This is a genomic window from Enterococcus sp. DIV1089c, from assembly GCF_050530965.1.
In the GTDB taxonomy this organism is placed as follows: Bacteria; Bacillota; Bacilli; order Lactobacillales; family Enterococcaceae; genus Enterococcus_B; species Enterococcus_B hirae.
Genome location: NZ_CP172888.1, coordinates 1,807,169 through 1,825,143, shown reverse-complemented (window position 1 = coordinate 1,825,143; position 17,975 = coordinate 1,807,169). Strand labels below are relative to the sequence as shown.

The following is a 17,975-nucleotide window of genomic DNA, read 5'->3' as shown; positions in this document are numbered from 1 at the left end:
TGAGCAAATGATAGTAGCGAACAGTGTTTTTTTGCTCTTTGTCAAAGATTTTTGATCCCAAAACAGGCGTTGGCAGGATTCGACGTTTTGAAAACACTGTACAAAAATACCTGAAAGGATGGCAGGAAAGCAAGAACAACTTAAGGAAATAGAAGAGAAGTTAGAAATAGCGAAAAAACAGCTTCGTTTCCCACAAAAGGAAGAACTCAAAGAAAAAGTGGTAGAACAAACTAGAATAAACATAGAAATGGAGTATTCACTAAGTAAGAAGTTAGATACGCAATCAATGGATGAAGATATGAATGAAGCAATGTTGCCTGAAGAAGAATACAATGAAGAAAATCAAATCGAAATATAAAAGAATAAATAACTGAATGTATTACATATTCCGCAAAGGAAATATCTCTTTTCGTATAATAATCAACCTATTTAAAAAATTCAAATAGCCTTTTTAGGCAAGCTAAAGATCTTTATTCTATGATATAATATTATTGTAGAAAGTTTGTGGCGGTTTGGCAAATCCAATTGAGGGGGCGTGGTGCCTATGGGCTTATTAGCTTGTTGGACGTACTCTTTAGAAAGGAAATGCCTGATTTGTTCTCATTGGATCAAATCATTGCTATTATCGGAGCAGCAGCAGTAATAATTACTGCAATAGCGAAAGCTAGTGATTCGATTTTAGCATGGTTAAAGTTCAAAAAAGAACAAAAAAAATAGAGCCGTCTCAACTTTTGGCAGAGTAGACAGGCTCTAAACTTGTTAAAAAATGCCATCCGCTTTGAACGGACTACGCTGGGCATGTTACAGCATGCCCTTTCATTTTTATTATAACCCATTTATCTAAATTTGAAAAGTAACTTTGTTTGCGAAGTGTTGTTCTGCATGACATTAAATATAGCATATTGCTACTTCTTCAATCATAGTAGAATCATTAATCCCAATTGCTATTCTATTACTTGAAAATAGTAGTAATCTCATTGATCAGTTTTTCAAATGGGATAAACTTGTAATTTTTTCGCAAGTTATTAAAATTCGTTCCATTGTTTTTAGACTAACATTTATAACTTTTCCTTTAAGTTTAAATGATGAAACTAAAAATGTTTTCCCTATAATTTTTAGCCTTATATGTTATCGGGTTATATTTTATGTTTTTACTTTTAAAAAACGCATACTATTGGATTATAAGTAAAGAAAATGAAAAAGAATCTTATCGTAATTCCAAAAGATATCAATATTTAAATAGTATGACTGGTAATACAGCCAATCAAATAACTATTTGGAATACAATTTGGGGAGATGCTGAACAACGAATAGGATTAGACGAGTTGAAACTTCTGAAAATTTTTTTAAACACTGTAAAGTAGCAGAAGGCCAGAACAAGTTGAATTTGTTAAACACATATTTACAAGATTATTAAAAAGATACTGTTTCTAAAGTTACTTATAGCAATTATGAAATAATTCAAGATTATAGTTATCATGATTTACCTATAATATTAAATGATTCTCTAGCTGAAGACTTTAGTTATTATGATTTACTTGCTTGCATTAAGGAAATGTTTTTTAAGTTCACCGAACAAAGTTGTAGTGAATCAAAACAATATATATATAAATATACACAAAAATTTAATTCTTTTTCCATAAAAACTATCTATAAAATACTAACTCGACTATTTTCAAATGATTTTGATATAAGATTTGTTTCAACTATTTTAAATAGTAAATTTACTTCCAATATAAACTTTAAAGATAATTTACTAGCTTCTTTAAAGCATGATAATAGAAATCTAACTACTGAACACCAGAACATAATAGTTTCAATATTTAGTAAATATTTTGAGAATTATTTAAAAAATGTTTCACACTATGATTCTACTAAAGTATTTCTTCTTAATGAATTATTGAAAGTAGTTTTTCACAATATAGATTTATCTTTATATATTACAATAGAAAATTTAAAAGATTATTATAATAAAAAAAATCATAACCTTCTTGATTTCGATGATTACTCTTTTATGATAAATTTCTTCAAAGAATATGCACTTATGGGAGATTGTGTATCTACTATTTCCGAAAATCTGTTTAAAGATACTGAGTAGACTAAGAATTTGTTAATGAGTATATATATTTCTCGATATCCCATTTTTACAGATAAAGATTGATTAATTAAATTAAGTCAAGGTATTTCTTCTACAATAGAAAGTGTTGAATTGGATACAAAAGGACAGAAAAAATTATATGCCTTAAAACTAGTTGGTTAGTTTATAGAAAAGCTAGCTGATTGAACCATTAGAGTACACCTAATTAACCGTTTTATTCATATACATATATGAATCCTTTTTAATTGCCATAATATGTCGAGAAAAATTCAGTCTTGAATAATAGAATATGCATATTAGATTTTCACTACTATTTGTCTGGTTCTAAATAAATAATAAAAAAATATTTTTTTATTCTAATTTAAAAACTAACTATAGATATAGTACAATCAAGTAATCTATAATGAAATAATTACTAAGGTAAAAGAGAGAAAACCTGAAGTTCAATTTATCTTTGCAACACATAATGCTAACATTCCGGTATTATGTGATTCGGAACAAGTAATTGCTGTTTTTTATGATGAAAACCAGATAAATGTAGAAACTGGCAGTGTAGATAATAAAGATATTCAGAATAAAGTTATTGATATTATGGAAGGTGGGAAAGAAACTTTTAACAAAAGAACTCAAATATACAGCTTATGGAAGAACGAGTAATTTTTTGCATTTTTAAGTAATTTTTCTGTGAGGATAATAGTTTATTTATTCTGAAATAAAAGAGATATAAATCTCTCAGACTGTAGACAAAAAGATGGAATGGTAATACCTTATAATTTCTGTCAAAAAAAGTGTTATCATTCCATATATTTCAAGTTTTATTCTAAAAAGGAGCCTATATAAATAGAAAAATTTACATGTCAAGAATGTGGTAATGAATTCACAAAAAGTGAATTAGATATAGAGTTTTACAGTGAAGGCGAATATTATTGCCAAGCTTGTTCCTCATTTCTCTTAGAATGTGGGCAAGATGCAATTGATCCTCATTGGGATGAAGATTAATTAGCAAATAAGAAAGGCTCATTGTCAATTGATGTCGGTGAATTTCACCAACATCAAAAAGTACGGAGCCTTTTTATTTGGCTTGGATTTACGATAACTTTACATAAATTAACTGGATATTTACACCTTCAATATGCAGGATTTACAGTGGATTGCTACAATTTACTTGTAAATAAGAAAGGGGTATATCAATGAAAAAAGTATTATTTTCTTTAGGTGTTTTAGGTCTTATGTTAGCTGGCTGTGGTTCCGGTTCTGGTAGCACGGATGGCTCCGCAGCACAAAATAATTCTGCAACTTCTGGCGATCAAGTCAAAATCGTGGCTGTCGGATCTACTGCGCTCCAACCTCTAGTCGATGCGGCACAAGAAAGTTTTGTCCAAAAAAATCCCAACTATCAAATCTCTGTCCAAGGTGGCGGAAGTGGTACTGGGTTAAGTCAAGTCGAGTCTGGGGCAGTGACGATCGGAAACTCCGATGTCTTTGCTGAGGAAAAAGAAGGCGTAGATGCAAGTAAAATAAAGGATCATAAAGTTGCGGTGGTAGGTATGGCGCCAATCGTCAATAAAGACACGAACGTCAAAAATATTACAAAACAGGAATTAATTGATATATTCACTGGGAAAATTACCAATTGGCAAGAACTAGGTGGGAAAGATGAAAAAATCAATGTCATCAATCGGGCAAATGGTAGTGGTACACGAGCTACTTTTGAAAAGTGGGGATTAGATGGTGCTACTCCAGTACAATCACAAGAACAGGATTCATCAGGAACTGTTCGACAAATTGTTAGCCAAACTCCTGGCGCAATCAGCTACCTTGCTTTTTCTTATTTGGATGATAAAACACAGGCTTTAAGTATTGATGGTGTAGAACCAAAAGAAGAAAATGTTGCTGACAACAGTTGGAAAATTTGGTCTTATGAACACATGTATACAAAAGGTGAGCCTTCCCCAGAAGTTCAAAAATTTTTAGATTATATGATGACAGACGAAATCCAACAAGGACCGGTGAAAGAACTCGGTTACTTACCAATTACTGCGATGAAAGTAGAACGTGATGCTGAAGGAAACTTAAAATAAGCAATCATGTACTCAAATCTGCTACCCCTAAAAGTGTGCCTTTAACGGGCATGCTTTTTTTTTAGCTATTTCCTGCAAATGAATATGACAGTAATGAAAGATATTTATTAGTCATTTCATAGGCTTTTTTTTTACAAATGTATTAAGGTAAATATAATACTAATAATCGAGGTAAACGGTAAATGAGAATATTTAGTCATCAAACGGAAGTTGAAAAAGATCAAACTTCAGTTAAAAATATTACAAGATATGCTCCCGATTATCGAGAGGGGCTAACAGATGAGCAAGTTGCAGAACGAGTGCATGCTCAAGCAACAAATGAAACGATCGACCCATCATTTAAAACGAACAAACAAATCGTTTTGCAAAATATATTTACTTATTTTAATTTGATTTTTATCGTCTTAGCAGTTTTATTATGTCTAGTTAGTTCCTATAAAAATTTGACTTTTTTGCCAGTGATTCTTGCAAACACGGGAATTGCTATCTATCAAGAGATTCGCTCAAAAAAGATATTAGATAATTTGAGTGTACTGAATGCAGCAAAAGTCACAGTCGTAAGAAACGGCGTAGCCAATAAGATCGATATGGAGGAATTAGTTTTAGATGATGTCATCTTGCTCGAAACGGGTCAACAGATTCCTGCAGACGGTTATGTCTTAGACGGTAAATTACAAGTCAATGAAGCACTTTTGACAGGTGAAGCAGATGAGATCGTGAAAGAAGTAGATGATTATTTGATGTCAGGGAGCTTTGTCGTTTCTGGTAAGGCTTATGCACGATTAGACAAGGTTGGCTATGACTCTTACATCTCCCAATTAACAGCAAAAGCAAAAAAAATGGGAGGAGGCGAACAATCAGAAATGATTGCTTCGCTGAATAAATTAATCAAATGGATCGGGATCATTATTATTCCCATCGGTATCACCTTGTTTTCACAAAGTTACTTTTTTAATGGCAACACGATCAAAGAAAGTGTGGTAGCCATGGAAGCAGCTTTAATCGGGATGATACCAGAAGGCTTGTATCTATTGACAACGATCGCTCTAGCAATGAGTGCCGCTCGTTTAGCTAAGCAACGAGTATTATTACATGATATGAAAAGCATAGAGACTTTAGCAAGGGTTAATGTACTATGTGTAGATAAAACGGGAACTATTACTGAAAATCAGATGTCTGTACAAAAACTAGTGATTGCTAAAAATGAGCAAGCGGAGCAACAGGCAACTAGGATTCAAGAACTCATTTCAGATTATGCTAAAGCTATGGCAAATGACAATGCGACGATGCAAGCAATCAAAACGTACTTTAATAAGCCTACAGATCAAGAACCTTTATCTATCTTGCCTTTTTCGTCGGTACAAAAATTCAGTAGCGTAACATTTGCGGATGGGGTCTATGTATTAGGAGCGCCAGAAATGGTTTTACGTGAACGTTTCGAAACAGTTAAAAATGAATTTAGTCAATATGCTGATCAAGGCTACCGTGTGTTGGTTTTCGGTAGTTACCAAGGAAAATTGAGCGAAGCACTTTTAGAAGCAGAAGTGATTCCGCTTGCTTATCTTTTGATTGCCAACCCAATTCGAAAAGAAGCCCCTGACACATTTGCTTATTTTAAGGAACAAGGGGTAGCAATCAAAGTGATTTCAGGGGATAATCCGCAGACCGTTTCAACTGTAGCATTACAGGCGGGCATTGCTAATGCAGACCAATATATTGATGTTTCTCAACTTGCTGAGGAAGATTATCTCTCAGCAGTGGAAAAATACACCGTATTTGGACGGGTAAAACCTGAACAAAAAATGCAGTTCGTTCAGCTTCTTAAACAAAAAAATACAGTCGCGATGACTGGTGATGGTGTCAATGATATTTTAGCAATGAAAGAAGCTGATTGTAGTATCGCTATGGCTTCTGGCAACGAAGCAACGATCCAAGCTGCGCAAGTTGCTTTATTAGATTCTGATTTTTCTAGAATGCCTGAGATCGTAGCAGAAGGTCGGCGAGTTGTTAATAATATTGAACGATCTGCTAGTTTGTTTTTAGTAAAAAATATTTTTTCTTTCTTACTTTCCGTCTTTTCTGTCTTGTTCGCACTGACTTATCCGTTGGAGCCTTCTCAAATTACATTGATTAGTCTGTTTACGATTGGTTTGCCATCGTTTTTACTTGCTCTTGAAGAAAACAAAAATCGAATTGAAGGAAAGTTTATTGTGAATGTCTTAGAAAAAGCCATTCCTGGTGGGCTAACAGATATGACTGTCGTGGGGACTTTAGTGGTAGGCGGTGTCATCTTGCATTTGAATAAGACAGATGTTTCCACGGCTTCAACGATGCTACTGACAGCGGTTGGTTTTCTCGTACTCTATAAAATTTGTTACCCATTGAACCAATTCAGAGGGCGGATCATTTTATTTTGTGCAGCAGGTATCTTATTTTCAGTCGTCTTTCTGCATAAATTATTTTCTATCTCCGCTATTTCACCCGTTTCGATTCTGTTGCTTTTGATTCTATTTTTTGCGGCGGACTCGATTTTCCGGCAGTATTCGCGAATGATTGAAAATTACAGCCAGTTGAAGGATGGAAAGAAAAAACGGTCTGTTTGGTTCTGGCTCAAAGTGCTGTTTTCAGTAGACAATAAACACGATTAACAGATAGACAAAACAAAAATAGGCGGTTATGCCAACCGCCTATTTTTTTCTGTTCCGCTATTTCACTTGTTCATTCATTTTTTGAAGATTTAAAGGTGATCATGCTGGAGGGATGGTGACGGTAAAAGTCGACCCCATTCCTGGATGACTTTCCACTTTGATCGTACCACCCAAGAGATTGACGTAATCTTTCACAATAGCCAGACCTAGACCAGTACCACCTGAGTGTCGACTACGTGCTTTATCCACTCGATAGAAGCGCTCAAAGATCCTTTCTTGATCTTCACGATCAATCCCAATACCAAAGTCTTGAACGGAGAATGTCAATTGGTTGTCAACCTCGTAACGGATGATTATTTTCTCTGATTCTTTAGAATATTGGATTGCATTTTCGATCAGATTTTTGATGATCGGGTATAAGAGTTCAGTTTGAGTTGTAAATGATTGTTCTTTCTGTTGCATTTCCAGGGTTAAGTGTTTCTTTTCGATCATTGGTTGGTAACTTTGAATGATTTGTTCAAAGTAAGTTGCTAAATGGATGGTTTGCGTTTCGTGTGCTGTTTCTTCATCTTTTGATAGCTGAATGATTTCTCGGATCAGCTTATCTAAACGAATCGCATCTTTTTGCATGATCAATAGGAACTCATTCAATATTTTTGGGTCATCTTTGGCTCCATCCAGCAGTGTTTCAGTAAATCCGATCAATGAAGTAACCGGTGTTTTAAGTTCATGAGAAATATTTCCTACGAAGTCTTTTTGCAGTTTTTCTAATCGTCTTACTTTTGTGAGATCATAAGCCACGCCTAGAATCTGCCCAGTCTCTTCAGAACTATTGAAGTAACGTAAGCTGATGTCTAATGTTTGTTGTCCCTCTGAAATAGTAATTTCTTGATGGATCAATGGTTCATTTGGCGTAACTTGATGAATCAATTGGATTAATTTTGGCTCTTGAATGATCTCAGTATACCGTTGATTAGGCTGATAATCATGTACCCCTAAATGTGCCTGCATTTTTGGATTCAATAGCCGCAGATGTGACTCTGAATCGATCAAAAAGACACCAATCATTAATTCATTCAATAGAGTATACAATTGTTCTTCAGTGGTCGTATAGGCACGATAGACTTTACTCATTTGTTCACTCAAAGCATTGATCGTTTGGTAAAGTTCTTCCCATTGATCAGAAGTTTGCATGATGGTCTCGGTTTTATCAGGGTTTTTGACCATTTTCTTTAAGACGGGCAGCACGGTTTTCAAGGGACGGTTACGTTGATAAACCAAATAATAGCTCATACTGGACAAAACAACGAAGAAAACCAAAAAGAAGAAAAAGACCCAACGACGAAAATTTTCTGTTCTTGGCAAAAAGCCATTTGTTGGTTCTGCGATTCGAATAATGGCTTCCAACTGCCCATTCTTCTTGATCGGTAGTGCTACATATAATAATTCTTCCTTTAACGTACTGCTCATTCTTAAAGAAGTACCTAGTGAGCCGCCATCAAGGACTGCTTTGATTTCTGGACGAGTATTTCGCTGCCCTCGTAGTGAGTGATCGGTCGTATCGAATAGGATTGTACCATTTGGAGCTAATAAGGTTAGTCGTTCATTTGATTGATGAACAAAGTCTGTTAAAACTGATTGATTATGCTTCGAAGATAAATCATCAATAGTCAATTGCTGGATCAGCAATTGCCCTTTTTTTGAAAGATAGCTTTCTTGTTGCTCGATGATTTGTTGTTTGAAATATTGAGAAATCATTTGCCAGCCACCGAAAAACAGTCCCACTAAGAGAATGAAAAAGAAGACACGCTCAGAAATTTTTTTCCAATTCATCGTTTTGGTTCCTGAAATTTATAGCCAAAACCGCGAACTGTCACTAAATATTTTGGATGTTTAGGGTCTCTTTCGATTTTTTCTCTTAAGTGACTGACATGGACATCAACGATTCGACTTTGACCTGCAAAATCAAAATTCCAGATGCGATTTAGCAGGGTATCACGATCAATTACACGATCTTTTCGTTTCATAAAATAAACGAGCAGTTCAAATTCTTTTGGCGTTAATTCGATTGGTCGTTCCTCTACGGTTACTTGGAAATTCGTTAAATCTGCTTTGATCTGTCCAATCGTTAGGTAAGCAGGTTCTGCTTCTTCTTGTTGGACATGGCGTGGTTCGATGCGGCGAAAAATAGCTTTCATTCGAGCAAGTACTTCTCTAGGGCTGAAAGGCTTTGTTAAATAATCATCAGCACCAATTTCCAAACCGATGATCCGATCGACCTGGTCATCTTTGGCTGTTAGCATTAAAATTGGAGTATCAATTTTTTCTTGTCTTAACTTTTGGGTGATTGCCATACCATCTATAGAAGGCAGCATCACATCTAAAATCATAAAATCAAAAGGTTCTTCCAGTGCTAATTCCAGTCCTTTTTGTCCGTCTAAAGCACTTGTTACTTGATACCCTTCTTTTTCCAGATTGAATGTCAACAATGTGACGATTGAAGGTTCATCATCTACCACTAATACTTTTTTCATAACTTCTCCCTTTTCTTGCGTTCATTCTTTTTGTTTATTTAAAAACAGCTATCAACTAATGCCTGGTTTTTTTAATTAAGTGTCATGAATAGACATTTCTTATTTTAGCATAGAATCCAGTAGAAGGACTATTTTACCAACTAAATAAATGGTATAATAGGAAGGCACTTTGTTGGATAAAGGAGTGAGTGGCAATTGATCGGAATTAGCGCTTGTTTAGGCGGTGTCTTATGTCGGTATGATGGACAAGAAAAAGCTGTGCCGGAATTAAAGAAACTGGTCGCTGAAGGTAAAGCGATCATGGTTTGTCCTGAAGTAATGGGCGGTCTTTCAACTCCTAGAGCCCCAGTAGAAATCGTTGGTGGCGATGGATTTGACGTTTGGAATGGTCAGGCAAAAGTGATCACTACAAATGGTGAAGACGTCACAAAAGCCTACCAAGAAGGGGCAATCCATGCTTATCAAAAATTAAAAGAGCAAGAAATAGATTTAGTGATATTAAAAGCGAAAAGTCCTTCTTGTGGTTCCTCTCTTATTTATGATGGGAGTTTTTCAGGAACCTTGAAGTCTGGAACTGGTGTGGCAACTGCTTATTTTATCCAACAAAAGATGACCGTACTCTCTGATGAAGAATGGTTGAAATTGCGAGGTGAACAGAATGGAAATCGAGAAAACGAACCGAATGAACGCACTTTTTGAATTTTATTCTACGCTTTTAACCGAAAAACAGATGAATTATATGGAGTTGTATTATGCAGACGATTTTTCATTAGGAGAAATAGCAGAAGAGTATGAAGTAAGTCGCCAAGCAGTATACGATAATATCAAACGAACCAGTAAGATTTTAGAAGATTATGAAAAGAAACTCCATCTTTTCTCTAATTATATTGTTCGGGAACAGTTATTAGAAAAAATGAAAACTTATGTAAAGGAAACTTATCCTAAAGATGAAGTTCTCCTTGATTATGTGAAACAGATCCAAGAAATTGAAGAATAAAGGAATGAAGAAATCATGGCATTTGAAAATTTAACTGAGCGCCTTCAACAGGCAATGAGCAAGTTAAGAAAAAAAGGGAAAGTTTCAGAAGCTGACGTCAAAGAAATGATGCGGGAGATCCGCCTTGCATTACTAGAAGCCGATGTAAACTTACAAGTAGTAAAAGACTTTACGAAGCGTGTTCGAGAACGGGCGATTGGTGTAGAAGTATTAGAAAGTTTAACACCTGCACAACAAATCGTTAAGATCGTTGATGAAGAATTGACGATCACTTTAGGGGCAGAAACTGTTGAATTGAATAAATCACCAAAAATTCCAACAGTCATCATGATGGCAGGTTTGCAAGGGGCAGGTAAGACGACGTTTACTGGTAAACTAGCCAACTATTTAAAGAAAAATGAAAATGCACGTCCTTTACTAATCGCAGGTGACGTGTATCGTCCAGCTGCGATCGATCAATTGAAAGTTCTAGGGCAACAATTAGATGTACCTGTTTTTGATATGGGAACAGATGTTAGTCCAGTTGAGATCGTTCGTCAAGGGATGGAATTAGCAAAAGAAAAGAAAAATGATTATGTTCTGATCGATACGGCGGGGCGTCTGCATATCGATGAAACCCTGATGGATGAATTGAAACAAATCAAAGAATTAACACAACCAAATGAAATCTTGTTGGTTGTCGATGCGATGACCGGTCAAGATGCTGTCAATGTGGCAGATAGTTTTAACCAACAACTAGGGATCACTGGGGTAGTTATTACTAAATTAGATGGTGATACACGTGGTGGTGCAGCACTTTCGATCCGTTCTGTGACTGGCGCATCAATCAAATTCATCGGGTCAGGGGAAAAATTAACAGATCTTGAAGTTTTCCACCCAGACCGTATGGCAAGCCGTATTCTTGGTATGGGCGATATGTTGACGTTGATCGAAAAAGCGCAACAAGACTATGACGAGAAAAAAGCAGAAGAATTAGCGAAAAAAATGCGGGAAAATTCATTTGATTTCAATGATTTCATTGAACAGTTGGATCAAGTGATGGGGATGGGACCGTTAGAGGATCTGATCAAAATGATTCCTGGGATGAACCAAGTACCAGGGATTGAAAATGTCAAAGTAGATCCTAAAGATGTCGAACGTAAAAAAGCAATGGTTTACTCAATGACACCTGCAGAAAGAGAAAACCCTGATTTATTGAATCCAAGTCGTCGCAGAAGGATTGCCGCAGGTTCTGGTAACAGTGTGGTTGAAGTTAACCGCATGATTAAGCAATTTAAAGAATCACGCAAAATGATGCAACAAATGTCTAAGGGAGATATGAATATTCCTGGAATGGACCAAATGTTTGGCACAGGTGTCAAAGGAAAACTTGGAAAAATGGCGATGAATCGCATGATCAAGAAAAACAAAAAGAAAAAGAAAAAACGGAAATAAAGCTTCTATCGTACGTCTATCGTACTTCTATTATAATAGTAGAATTTTGTTTACCGTTTCATCCATCGAAAGAATCGTTGAGTTAGCTTCTGCTGGCTTTGCGATTCTTTTTTTGCATACTAGATAAACCCAATTCAAAAACTACCTGCCATAGCGTTCCTCGTTTTAGATAGAGAAACAAAGGAATGGTACAATAAAGCTAAGAGGTGAAGAGAATGAAACGAAGATGTCCTTGGGGTGAGCAAACAGCAAGTATGAAACATTATCATGACACAGTTTGGGGTGTTCCAGAATATGATGATCAATTACTTTTTCGTAAATTGATGTTAGATATCAATCAAGCGGGATTAAGCTGGCAAACGATTTTGAATAAAAGTGCCTCCTTTGATGAAGCTTATGACTTTTTTTCGATCGGTAAAGTAGCCGAATATACAGAAGCAAAAATCAATGAGTTGATGGAAAATAAAGGGATCATTCGTAACCGTCGTAAAATTGAAGCAGCGGTAGCCAATGCTCAGGGTGTCCAAAAAATCCAACATGAATTTGGTAGTTTTGCGGATTATTTGTGGTCATTTTCGGATCATCAAGTGATCAATCACTCGTATAAAGAACAAAATGAGGTACCAACAACGAGCCCGTTATCTGATCAAATCGCCAAAGATCTAAAACAACGCGGATTTAAATTCATCGGAAGCACAACCATATATGCTTTTTTAGAAGCTGTGGGAATTGTCAATGATCATTTAGATCATTGCTTTCGCAAACAAGAAGTCAGCCAGATGGGAAAAGGAGAGTGAATATGATGGGGAAAATCGTCTTTTATGGTGCCATTAGTTTAGATGGCTACTTAGCAACAAAAGAGGATAGTTTACAGTGGTTATTTGACACACCAACTGGAGAAAAAACAACTTACGAGGCTTTTTATCAAACAATTGATCAAACGATTATGGGAAGAAAAACTTATCAGGAAGCAAAAAAATTGTTAGCAACTGACCATCTGTATCCTGAAAAAAAGAATTTTGTATTTTCTACTAACAAAGAATTGGTATTAAATGATGCAACAGTTGTTCATGAAGATCCCGTTTCATTCGTGAAAAACATAAAAGAACATTCTAACCAAACAGTCTGGGTCGTTGGTGGTGGGAATTTGTTGAAACCTTTGATCGAAAATCATTTAATTGATGAATGGTGGATCCAAATCGCACCTGTGCTTTTAGGAGAAGGTATTCGATTGTTTCAAGAAGGCGCATACGAAGAACGATTGAAACTAGTTGATACTAATTATTTTGGAGAGTTCATTGAATTGCATTATGTAAGTAATCGTGGAATATGATGGGAAAGATTATGTTGTGATGGCAAGTATTATTGTTTAAAAATAGTTTGATTAAATCAAGAGAGAAGGCGATTAAGACTTAAGTTAGTATGATGTATATTATAACTAACTTAAGTCTTAATCGTCTCTCATGTTAATAAATTGAGCGATTTCTTTATCACTACAACGATAAAGATTAAAAATATTGCGCAAACATTCGTAATTAGGTCTTCCTTTTCCTCTTTCCCAACAAGAAACGGTTTCTCGACTTACATTGAGATAATTTGCAACAAATGTTTGAGTATAATTTGCCTTTAATCTTTTTCGTTTTAACCACCTTGCATAGAAAATACAAATCACTCCTTAATATAAAGCGCTTCACCTTGAATTATATAGGTAACATATTGTATTTAAAAGGTGTTGTGTGGGGAAATTTTCCCCTTTACTAAAATAATACAAGGTTATACGATTTACATATATAAAAGTAAACGATTACTTTACTTTCTATAAAATGATAAATTAAGGAGATTTGATTGGATAAGTATTTTTTTAGAAAAACCTTTTACAAAAATAATTTATCTAGATTTGATGATTTTAAAATTGAAATACCATCTTCAATAACAATAGAAGGAAATTATTTATCTGATGATAAAATACCTGAGTTAAGGATTGAGCTAGATAATATTGGGAAAATTATTTGTAATAAATTGATTAATAGTAAAAATATCTTTTTTTCAGATTTAATTCAATGGATGAAAAGTATATTTCCCACCACGTCATTAGATACATTATATACCGATATTAAGTTATTTTTAATTTCAATGAATCGAAAAGGAATATTAAATTTTTTTCCAATCGAGAGGGCATCATTTATAGGTATCCTATTATGGAAATATCAAAATTTAAAAAATGATACAAGAATCCGCTATGATATTCAGGGGAAAAATAAATTTGGGAATTTTTGTGAGATTTTTAAATATGTGTTTAAAGAAAACATTTTTCCGATAGCATTCATAATTATAGCGGAGTTGATTGTTGTATATTTACTTAAAAATTATATTAAAATTTGGAATGCTAATTTTTTATTATTGTTACTACCGTTATATATATATTTAAATTTGTTAATTAGTTTAGTTATACATGAAACAGTACATTTAATCGTGTATAGATCAATTATGAAAAATTTTTCAGGTTATTTAGTATTAAGAAGATTCACTTTTTCTATAATTAGAGGCAAATTAAGGAAAAGTTTAAGTATAAAAGTTCGAGCTTCTGGAGCAGTATTTACTGTTTTACTGGGAATTATACTTTATTTGTTATCCAAAGAGTTGTGGGTAAGGATTCCCGCAGTTATATTCTTATTTCACATAATCAATTTGTTACCGATATTTGGTGATGGTTATGAAATAGTAAAAGAGTTGTTAAGTCATTAGACTTAATGTTCTTATAATAGCAAAAAGAAAGGTGAGTGTTAAATGAATTATTCAACACCAAAAATAGTGGAACAAAATATATCATTAACAGAAGATAAAGTAGTTTGGTATGTAGTAGCAATAGCAATTTTACTTTTACTTGCTATTACTATTGTTGGAGCAGCAGTCTTGTACTGTTTGACTAAAGGTAAAAACTTTACAGGATCGTGGTCATATGTAAATGGTAACGGCTCAGTTAGGTTAGGATGTAAATAATTAATTAAATCAAGTTAAAAACATTATTCATATCTTGGGACATACATTTTCAAAAAGGAGGAACTATATACAGCTGTATATTATATATCACTCCTTTTTGTTTTTATTTGCGTTAATTAATAATTATTTTTGGGAGGGTATATGTTAAAAATTGAAGGACTGAGAAAGATATACAAGAAGTCTCAAAAAGGTCTAAAGTGGGCTTCATTTGAAATTAAACATGGAGAGATTCTTTGCTTAGCTGGACCTAATGGATCTGGAAAAACCACCTTGATAAACACTATCCTAGGTATTGTAAAAAAGGATAGTGGTAACATTTCATTATGCAATCAACCTTTAGAAAACTACAGAATAAATAAAGAAATAGCTTATGTATCAGATGAGATTATATTGATTGAAGAATTAACTGGTATTGAATATCTCTTATTTATAAAAAAATTGTCAATAGGTGTAACAGATAAAAGAATTGCACAATTACTAGAAATTTTTGATTTGAAGGAAGATATTCATGATTTAATAAGTTCATATTCGCATGGAATGAAAAAAAAGTTACAAATCATATCAACAATTATGAGAGATTTTCAGGTTCTAATTTTAGATGAGCCGTGTAGAGGACTAGATGTAGAAGCTATATATATAATAAAAAGAATCATTTATGAATTAAAAAGACAAGGGAAAATAATTTTAATTACTAGTCATGATTTACTTTTTGTAGAAGAAATTTGTGACAGTATATCAATAATTAGTAATGGAAAAATACTAGAAAGCGGTATGCCTGATATGTTGAAATTAAATTATAGGAAAGAAAAAATAGAGGATATTTTCTTAGAAGTAGCTTTTTTGAAGGAACGAGGTGACAGACTTGAAAAAATTCTTAATAATTTTTTTAATGATTATAACAGTATACAGAAATAAATTAAAACAGTTAATAGATACGACTGCCAAAAAAATTTTTTCTTATATTTTTGTTTTGAGTATGATCGGTATATCAACTTTTTTGGCTAATGTTTTAACTAAAGATGTGATTGTACTATTTTTAAATGGAGATTCAAAAATACTATATTCAGCAGTTTTAACATATTTAATTTCTCTATCTGTTATTACGTTCTTTTTATTTGTCATTTTAAAATTTATTGATCCAAATAATTCTAAAATATTAAAAGTTTTAGACAGTTTGGACTTGAAACCCCATATCAAGTATATAGGTTATTATTCTTTTCAATTAATAATAGAAATAGTAATTCCTTTTTTAATGTTTTCTATTATTATAGTTCCTCATTTAATACAGCATGATGTATCAATTCATATACCTATCATTATATCAGCGCTATTTTTTTCCCAGTCGTTATTCATTACTACCATATCACACATCAGTTATAATTGCCTTTATTTTATGGGGAGTAGAATTAAAATACCTTATATAAAAAGTTTTGTTTTGTTAATTCAAACAGTTATTATGGCTAGAGTAGGATTCAATACGATTACAAATATGCATATGTTTCTAGTAAACTACGATCTATTTCCAAATCATCTTTTGATTTGGAATGGTGGTTTGGTAGGTAAATTATTTATAGGGGATAGCTTTATAGTGAACAATATATTGATAATTTCAAGTCAAATTATAAGTATTATTATATGTATTTTCAGTTTTACATTACTTTCAGGAGTTGAAAGAAACAATGAATATCACTCGAAAATATTATGGAGTTTGCAAAGTCCAATGAATAGATATTTAAGTCTTTTTTTCAAAGATGTTAAATTATTATTACGTTCAGAAAACACTAGTCTGCTTTTATTTATTTTGTATGGATTGAATATTTTTATTTTTATTTCTGAAACTTCTATACCACCATTTTTATTATTAAAATTTAACGCATTATTAATCGCTACTCTTCCTTTTCCTTGTTACGGTATAGATAATAAAATGTTAACTTTCTATAAATTTTTAGGGATTGGAAAATACACTTATATTTTATCCAAACTATTAAGTGCCTATTTTATTGGTGTAATTCTATTCCTTACTACATGTGTAGTAGCGTCTTTAGATAGTTGGAAAGAATTATTTATTTCATTAAGTATTTTTACTATATCTACTATCTGTTGCTTCATTTTAGGAATAGCATTTCCATATAATAAAAATAATCCATCTTCACAAATAAGTCTAATTTTTTTAGGAACTGTGGGATTATTTCCAATCTCTTATTTGATAAATAAATTTAGCGTTTTTTCATTTTCCATGCAACTCTTTCTGATAGTACTATTATTATTAATCGGTATATTAGTAACTATTTCTATTATTAATTTTAGATGGGAGAAGGAAAGTCTATGAGAAAAATATTCGTTGATCTTTTAAAATGTAGCGGTATATCATTTTTTATTACATTTTTGATGTTAATCATGTCAATTATCCCTATTTGCTTGATCAGTTTTTTTTATGGAACAAATTTTCACGCACCTTATAATTTATTTACTGTCATAGGGAATACGAATGATTTAGGAAACGCAATTGAATTTAATTTTAATCAGAATTTTGGGATACAAATTCTATTATTTTATTTTTGTTTCACTTTTGTAATATTAGGAATTACATATACAAAACGCTATAAGAAAATGATATATTTAATAATTTCATTGTTTGCCATTTTGCTACAAGTTCTCTTAATGAATAGTATTGTATTAAATAAAGAACCGTTTAAGGAAACATCTATAAATGAAATCAAGGAATTAATTAAAAGTAATGAAGATACAGTTATTTATGTGGGAAGAGACAATTGTCCAGAATGTATCATTTTTAAGCCAAAATTAAGTTCATTTTTAAGTAAAGAAGGTCTGAGAATCAATTACCTGAATACTACTGGAAATGAAGATGAAGTATCTAATTTTAAAAAATTTTATAATGAACTTGGTGTGGTTAGCGTGCCAGCAGTCATCTTTATGGAAGGTGGTAAAATTGTCAAAGTACTTCATGGAAATAAGGCCTATAATGAGATAGAAAATAGAATGAAACAATTTACTCAGCTCAAAACTGAACAAATAAGTAAATAATTAGATCGGGGGGGCTATGCTAGTATGACAGATTCTAGTAGTGATAGTACTTTGACCATAAATAGGAAAACAAGCCGAAGAATTCCAAAAATAGGAGAAGCTATTTTCGGATTCTTCGGCTTGTTTTTCAGAGCTAGA

Annotated in this window: 17 protein-coding genes; 14 read left to right on the top strand and 3 right to left on the bottom strand. The window is 33.0% G+C overall.

Features of this window, described 5'->3' with window-relative positions; all coding sequences use genetic code 11:
- Nucleotides 1–118 precede the first annotated feature (118 nt).
- The 4 genes from IGL30_RS08635 to IGL30_RS08620 all read left to right on the top strand — a co-directional run bounded on the left by IGL30_RS08635 (nt 119) and on the right by IGL30_RS08620 (nt 6,827).
- Complete coding sequence (locus IGL30_RS08635) at nt 119–358, top strand: hypothetical protein (protein ID WP_063627364.1); 240 nt, start codon at nt 119–121, stop codon at nt 356–358.
- A gap of 146 nt (nt 359–504) precedes the next feature.
- Nucleotides 505–717, top strand: coding sequence for a hypothetical protein (locus tag IGL30_RS08630; protein ID WP_088745556.1), 213 nt, complete (start codon nt 505–507; stop codon nt 715–717).
- 2,571 nt (nt 718–3,288) lie between these two features.
- Nucleotides 3,289–4,179 (top strand): phosphate ABC transporter substrate-binding protein, encoded by an 891-nt coding sequence (locus IGL30_RS08625; protein ID WP_010737921.1) that lies wholly within the window; start codon nt 3,289–3,291, stop codon nt 4,177–4,179.
- Nucleotides 4,180–4,361: 182 nt separating this feature from the next.
- Nucleotides 4,362–6,827, top strand: coding sequence for a cation-translocating P-type ATPase (locus tag IGL30_RS08620; protein WP_123874650.1), 2,466 nt, complete (start codon nt 4,362–4,364; stop codon nt 6,825–6,827).
- Nucleotides 6,828–6,926: 99 nt separating this feature from the next.
- Here IGL30_RS08620 and IGL30_RS08615 read toward each other — a convergent pair whose 3' ends face one another.
- Nucleotides 6,927–8,660 (bottom strand): sensor histidine kinase, encoded by a 1,734-nt coding sequence (locus IGL30_RS08615; RefSeq protein WP_123874651.1) that lies wholly within the window; start codon nt 8,658–8,660, stop codon nt 6,927–6,929.
- Entirely contained in the window at nt 8,657–9,361 is a 705-nt protein-coding gene (locus tag IGL30_RS08610; protein WP_010718479.1) for a response regulator transcription factor, read from the bottom strand. Before IGL30_RS08610 ends, IGL30_RS08615 begins: the two co-directional genes overlap by 4 nt.
- Nucleotides 9,362–9,556: 195 nt before the next feature.
- Between IGL30_RS08610 and IGL30_RS08605 the strand changes: the two genes are divergently transcribed.
- The 5 genes from IGL30_RS08605 to IGL30_RS08585 all read left to right on the top strand — a co-directional run bounded on the left by IGL30_RS08605 (nt 9,557) and on the right by IGL30_RS08585 (nt 13,125).
- Nucleotides 9,557–10,060, top strand: a complete 504-nt coding sequence (locus tag IGL30_RS08605; RefSeq protein ID WP_123874652.1) for a DUF523 domain-containing protein — start codon at nt 9,557–9,559, stop codon at nt 10,058–10,060.
- Nucleotides 10,020–10,358: a putative DNA-binding protein gene (locus tag IGL30_RS08600; RefSeq protein WP_010718477.1), complete on the top strand. Its 339-nt coding sequence runs from the start codon at nt 10,020–10,022 to the stop codon at nt 10,356–10,358. Before IGL30_RS08605 ends, IGL30_RS08600 begins: the two co-directional genes overlap by 41 nt.
- Nucleotides 10,359–10,373: 15 nt before the next feature.
- Entirely contained in the window at nt 10,374–11,792 is a 1,419-nt protein-coding gene (ffh, locus tag IGL30_RS08595) for a signal recognition particle protein (protein ID WP_088745807.1), read from the top strand.
- A gap of 215 nt (nt 11,793–12,007) precedes the next feature.
- On the top strand, nt 12,008–12,589 hold the full coding sequence (locus IGL30_RS08590) for a DNA-3-methyladenine glycosylase I (RefSeq protein ID WP_010737917.1): 582 nt from the start codon (nt 12,008–12,010) through the stop codon (nt 12,587–12,589).
- Between the two features lie 5 nt (nt 12,590–12,594).
- Nucleotides 12,595–13,125, top strand: a complete 531-nt coding sequence (locus IGL30_RS08585; RefSeq protein ID WP_088745809.1) for a dihydrofolate reductase family protein — start codon at nt 12,595–12,597, stop codon at nt 13,123–13,125.
- Nucleotides 13,126–13,242: 117 nt separating this feature from the next.
- Here IGL30_RS08585 and IGL30_RS08580 read toward each other — a convergent pair whose 3' ends face one another.
- On the bottom strand, nt 13,243–13,464 hold the full coding sequence (locus IGL30_RS08580) for a helix-turn-helix domain-containing protein (RefSeq protein ID WP_228196763.1): 222 nt from the start codon (nt 13,462–13,464) through the stop codon (nt 13,243–13,245).
- Nucleotides 13,465–13,637: 173 nt separating this feature from the next.
- Here IGL30_RS08580 and IGL30_RS08575 point away from each other — a divergent pair, with 173 nt between their 5' ends.
- The 5 genes from IGL30_RS08575 to IGL30_RS08555 all read left to right on the top strand — a co-directional run bounded on the left by IGL30_RS08575 (nt 13,638) and on the right by IGL30_RS08555 (nt 17,837).
- Nucleotides 13,638–14,537: a hypothetical protein gene (locus IGL30_RS08575; protein ID WP_349700636.1), complete on the top strand. Its 900-nt coding sequence runs from the start codon at nt 13,638–13,640 to the stop codon at nt 14,535–14,537.
- 42 nt (nt 14,538–14,579) lie between these two features.
- Nucleotides 14,580–14,792 (top strand): hypothetical protein, encoded by a 213-nt coding sequence (locus tag IGL30_RS08570; RefSeq protein WP_010718472.1) that lies wholly within the window; start codon nt 14,580–14,582, stop codon nt 14,790–14,792.
- Between the two features lie 141 nt (nt 14,793–14,933).
- Nucleotides 14,934–15,707 (top strand): ABC transporter ATP-binding protein, encoded by a 774-nt coding sequence (locus IGL30_RS08565; protein WP_010718471.1) that lies wholly within the window; start codon nt 14,934–14,936, stop codon nt 15,705–15,707.
- Nucleotides 15,646–17,121 (top strand): hypothetical protein, encoded by a 1,476-nt coding sequence (locus IGL30_RS08560; RefSeq protein ID WP_349700634.1) that lies wholly within the window; start codon nt 15,646–15,648, stop codon nt 17,119–17,121. Before IGL30_RS08565 ends, IGL30_RS08560 begins: the two co-directional genes overlap by 62 nt.
- Entirely contained in the window at nt 17,118–17,837 is a 720-nt protein-coding gene (locus IGL30_RS08555) for a thioredoxin family protein (RefSeq protein ID WP_088766027.1), read from the top strand. The genes IGL30_RS08560 and IGL30_RS08555 overlap by 4 nt, the downstream gene beginning before the upstream one ends.
- The last annotated feature ends 138 nt before the right edge of the window (nt 17,838–17,975 follow it).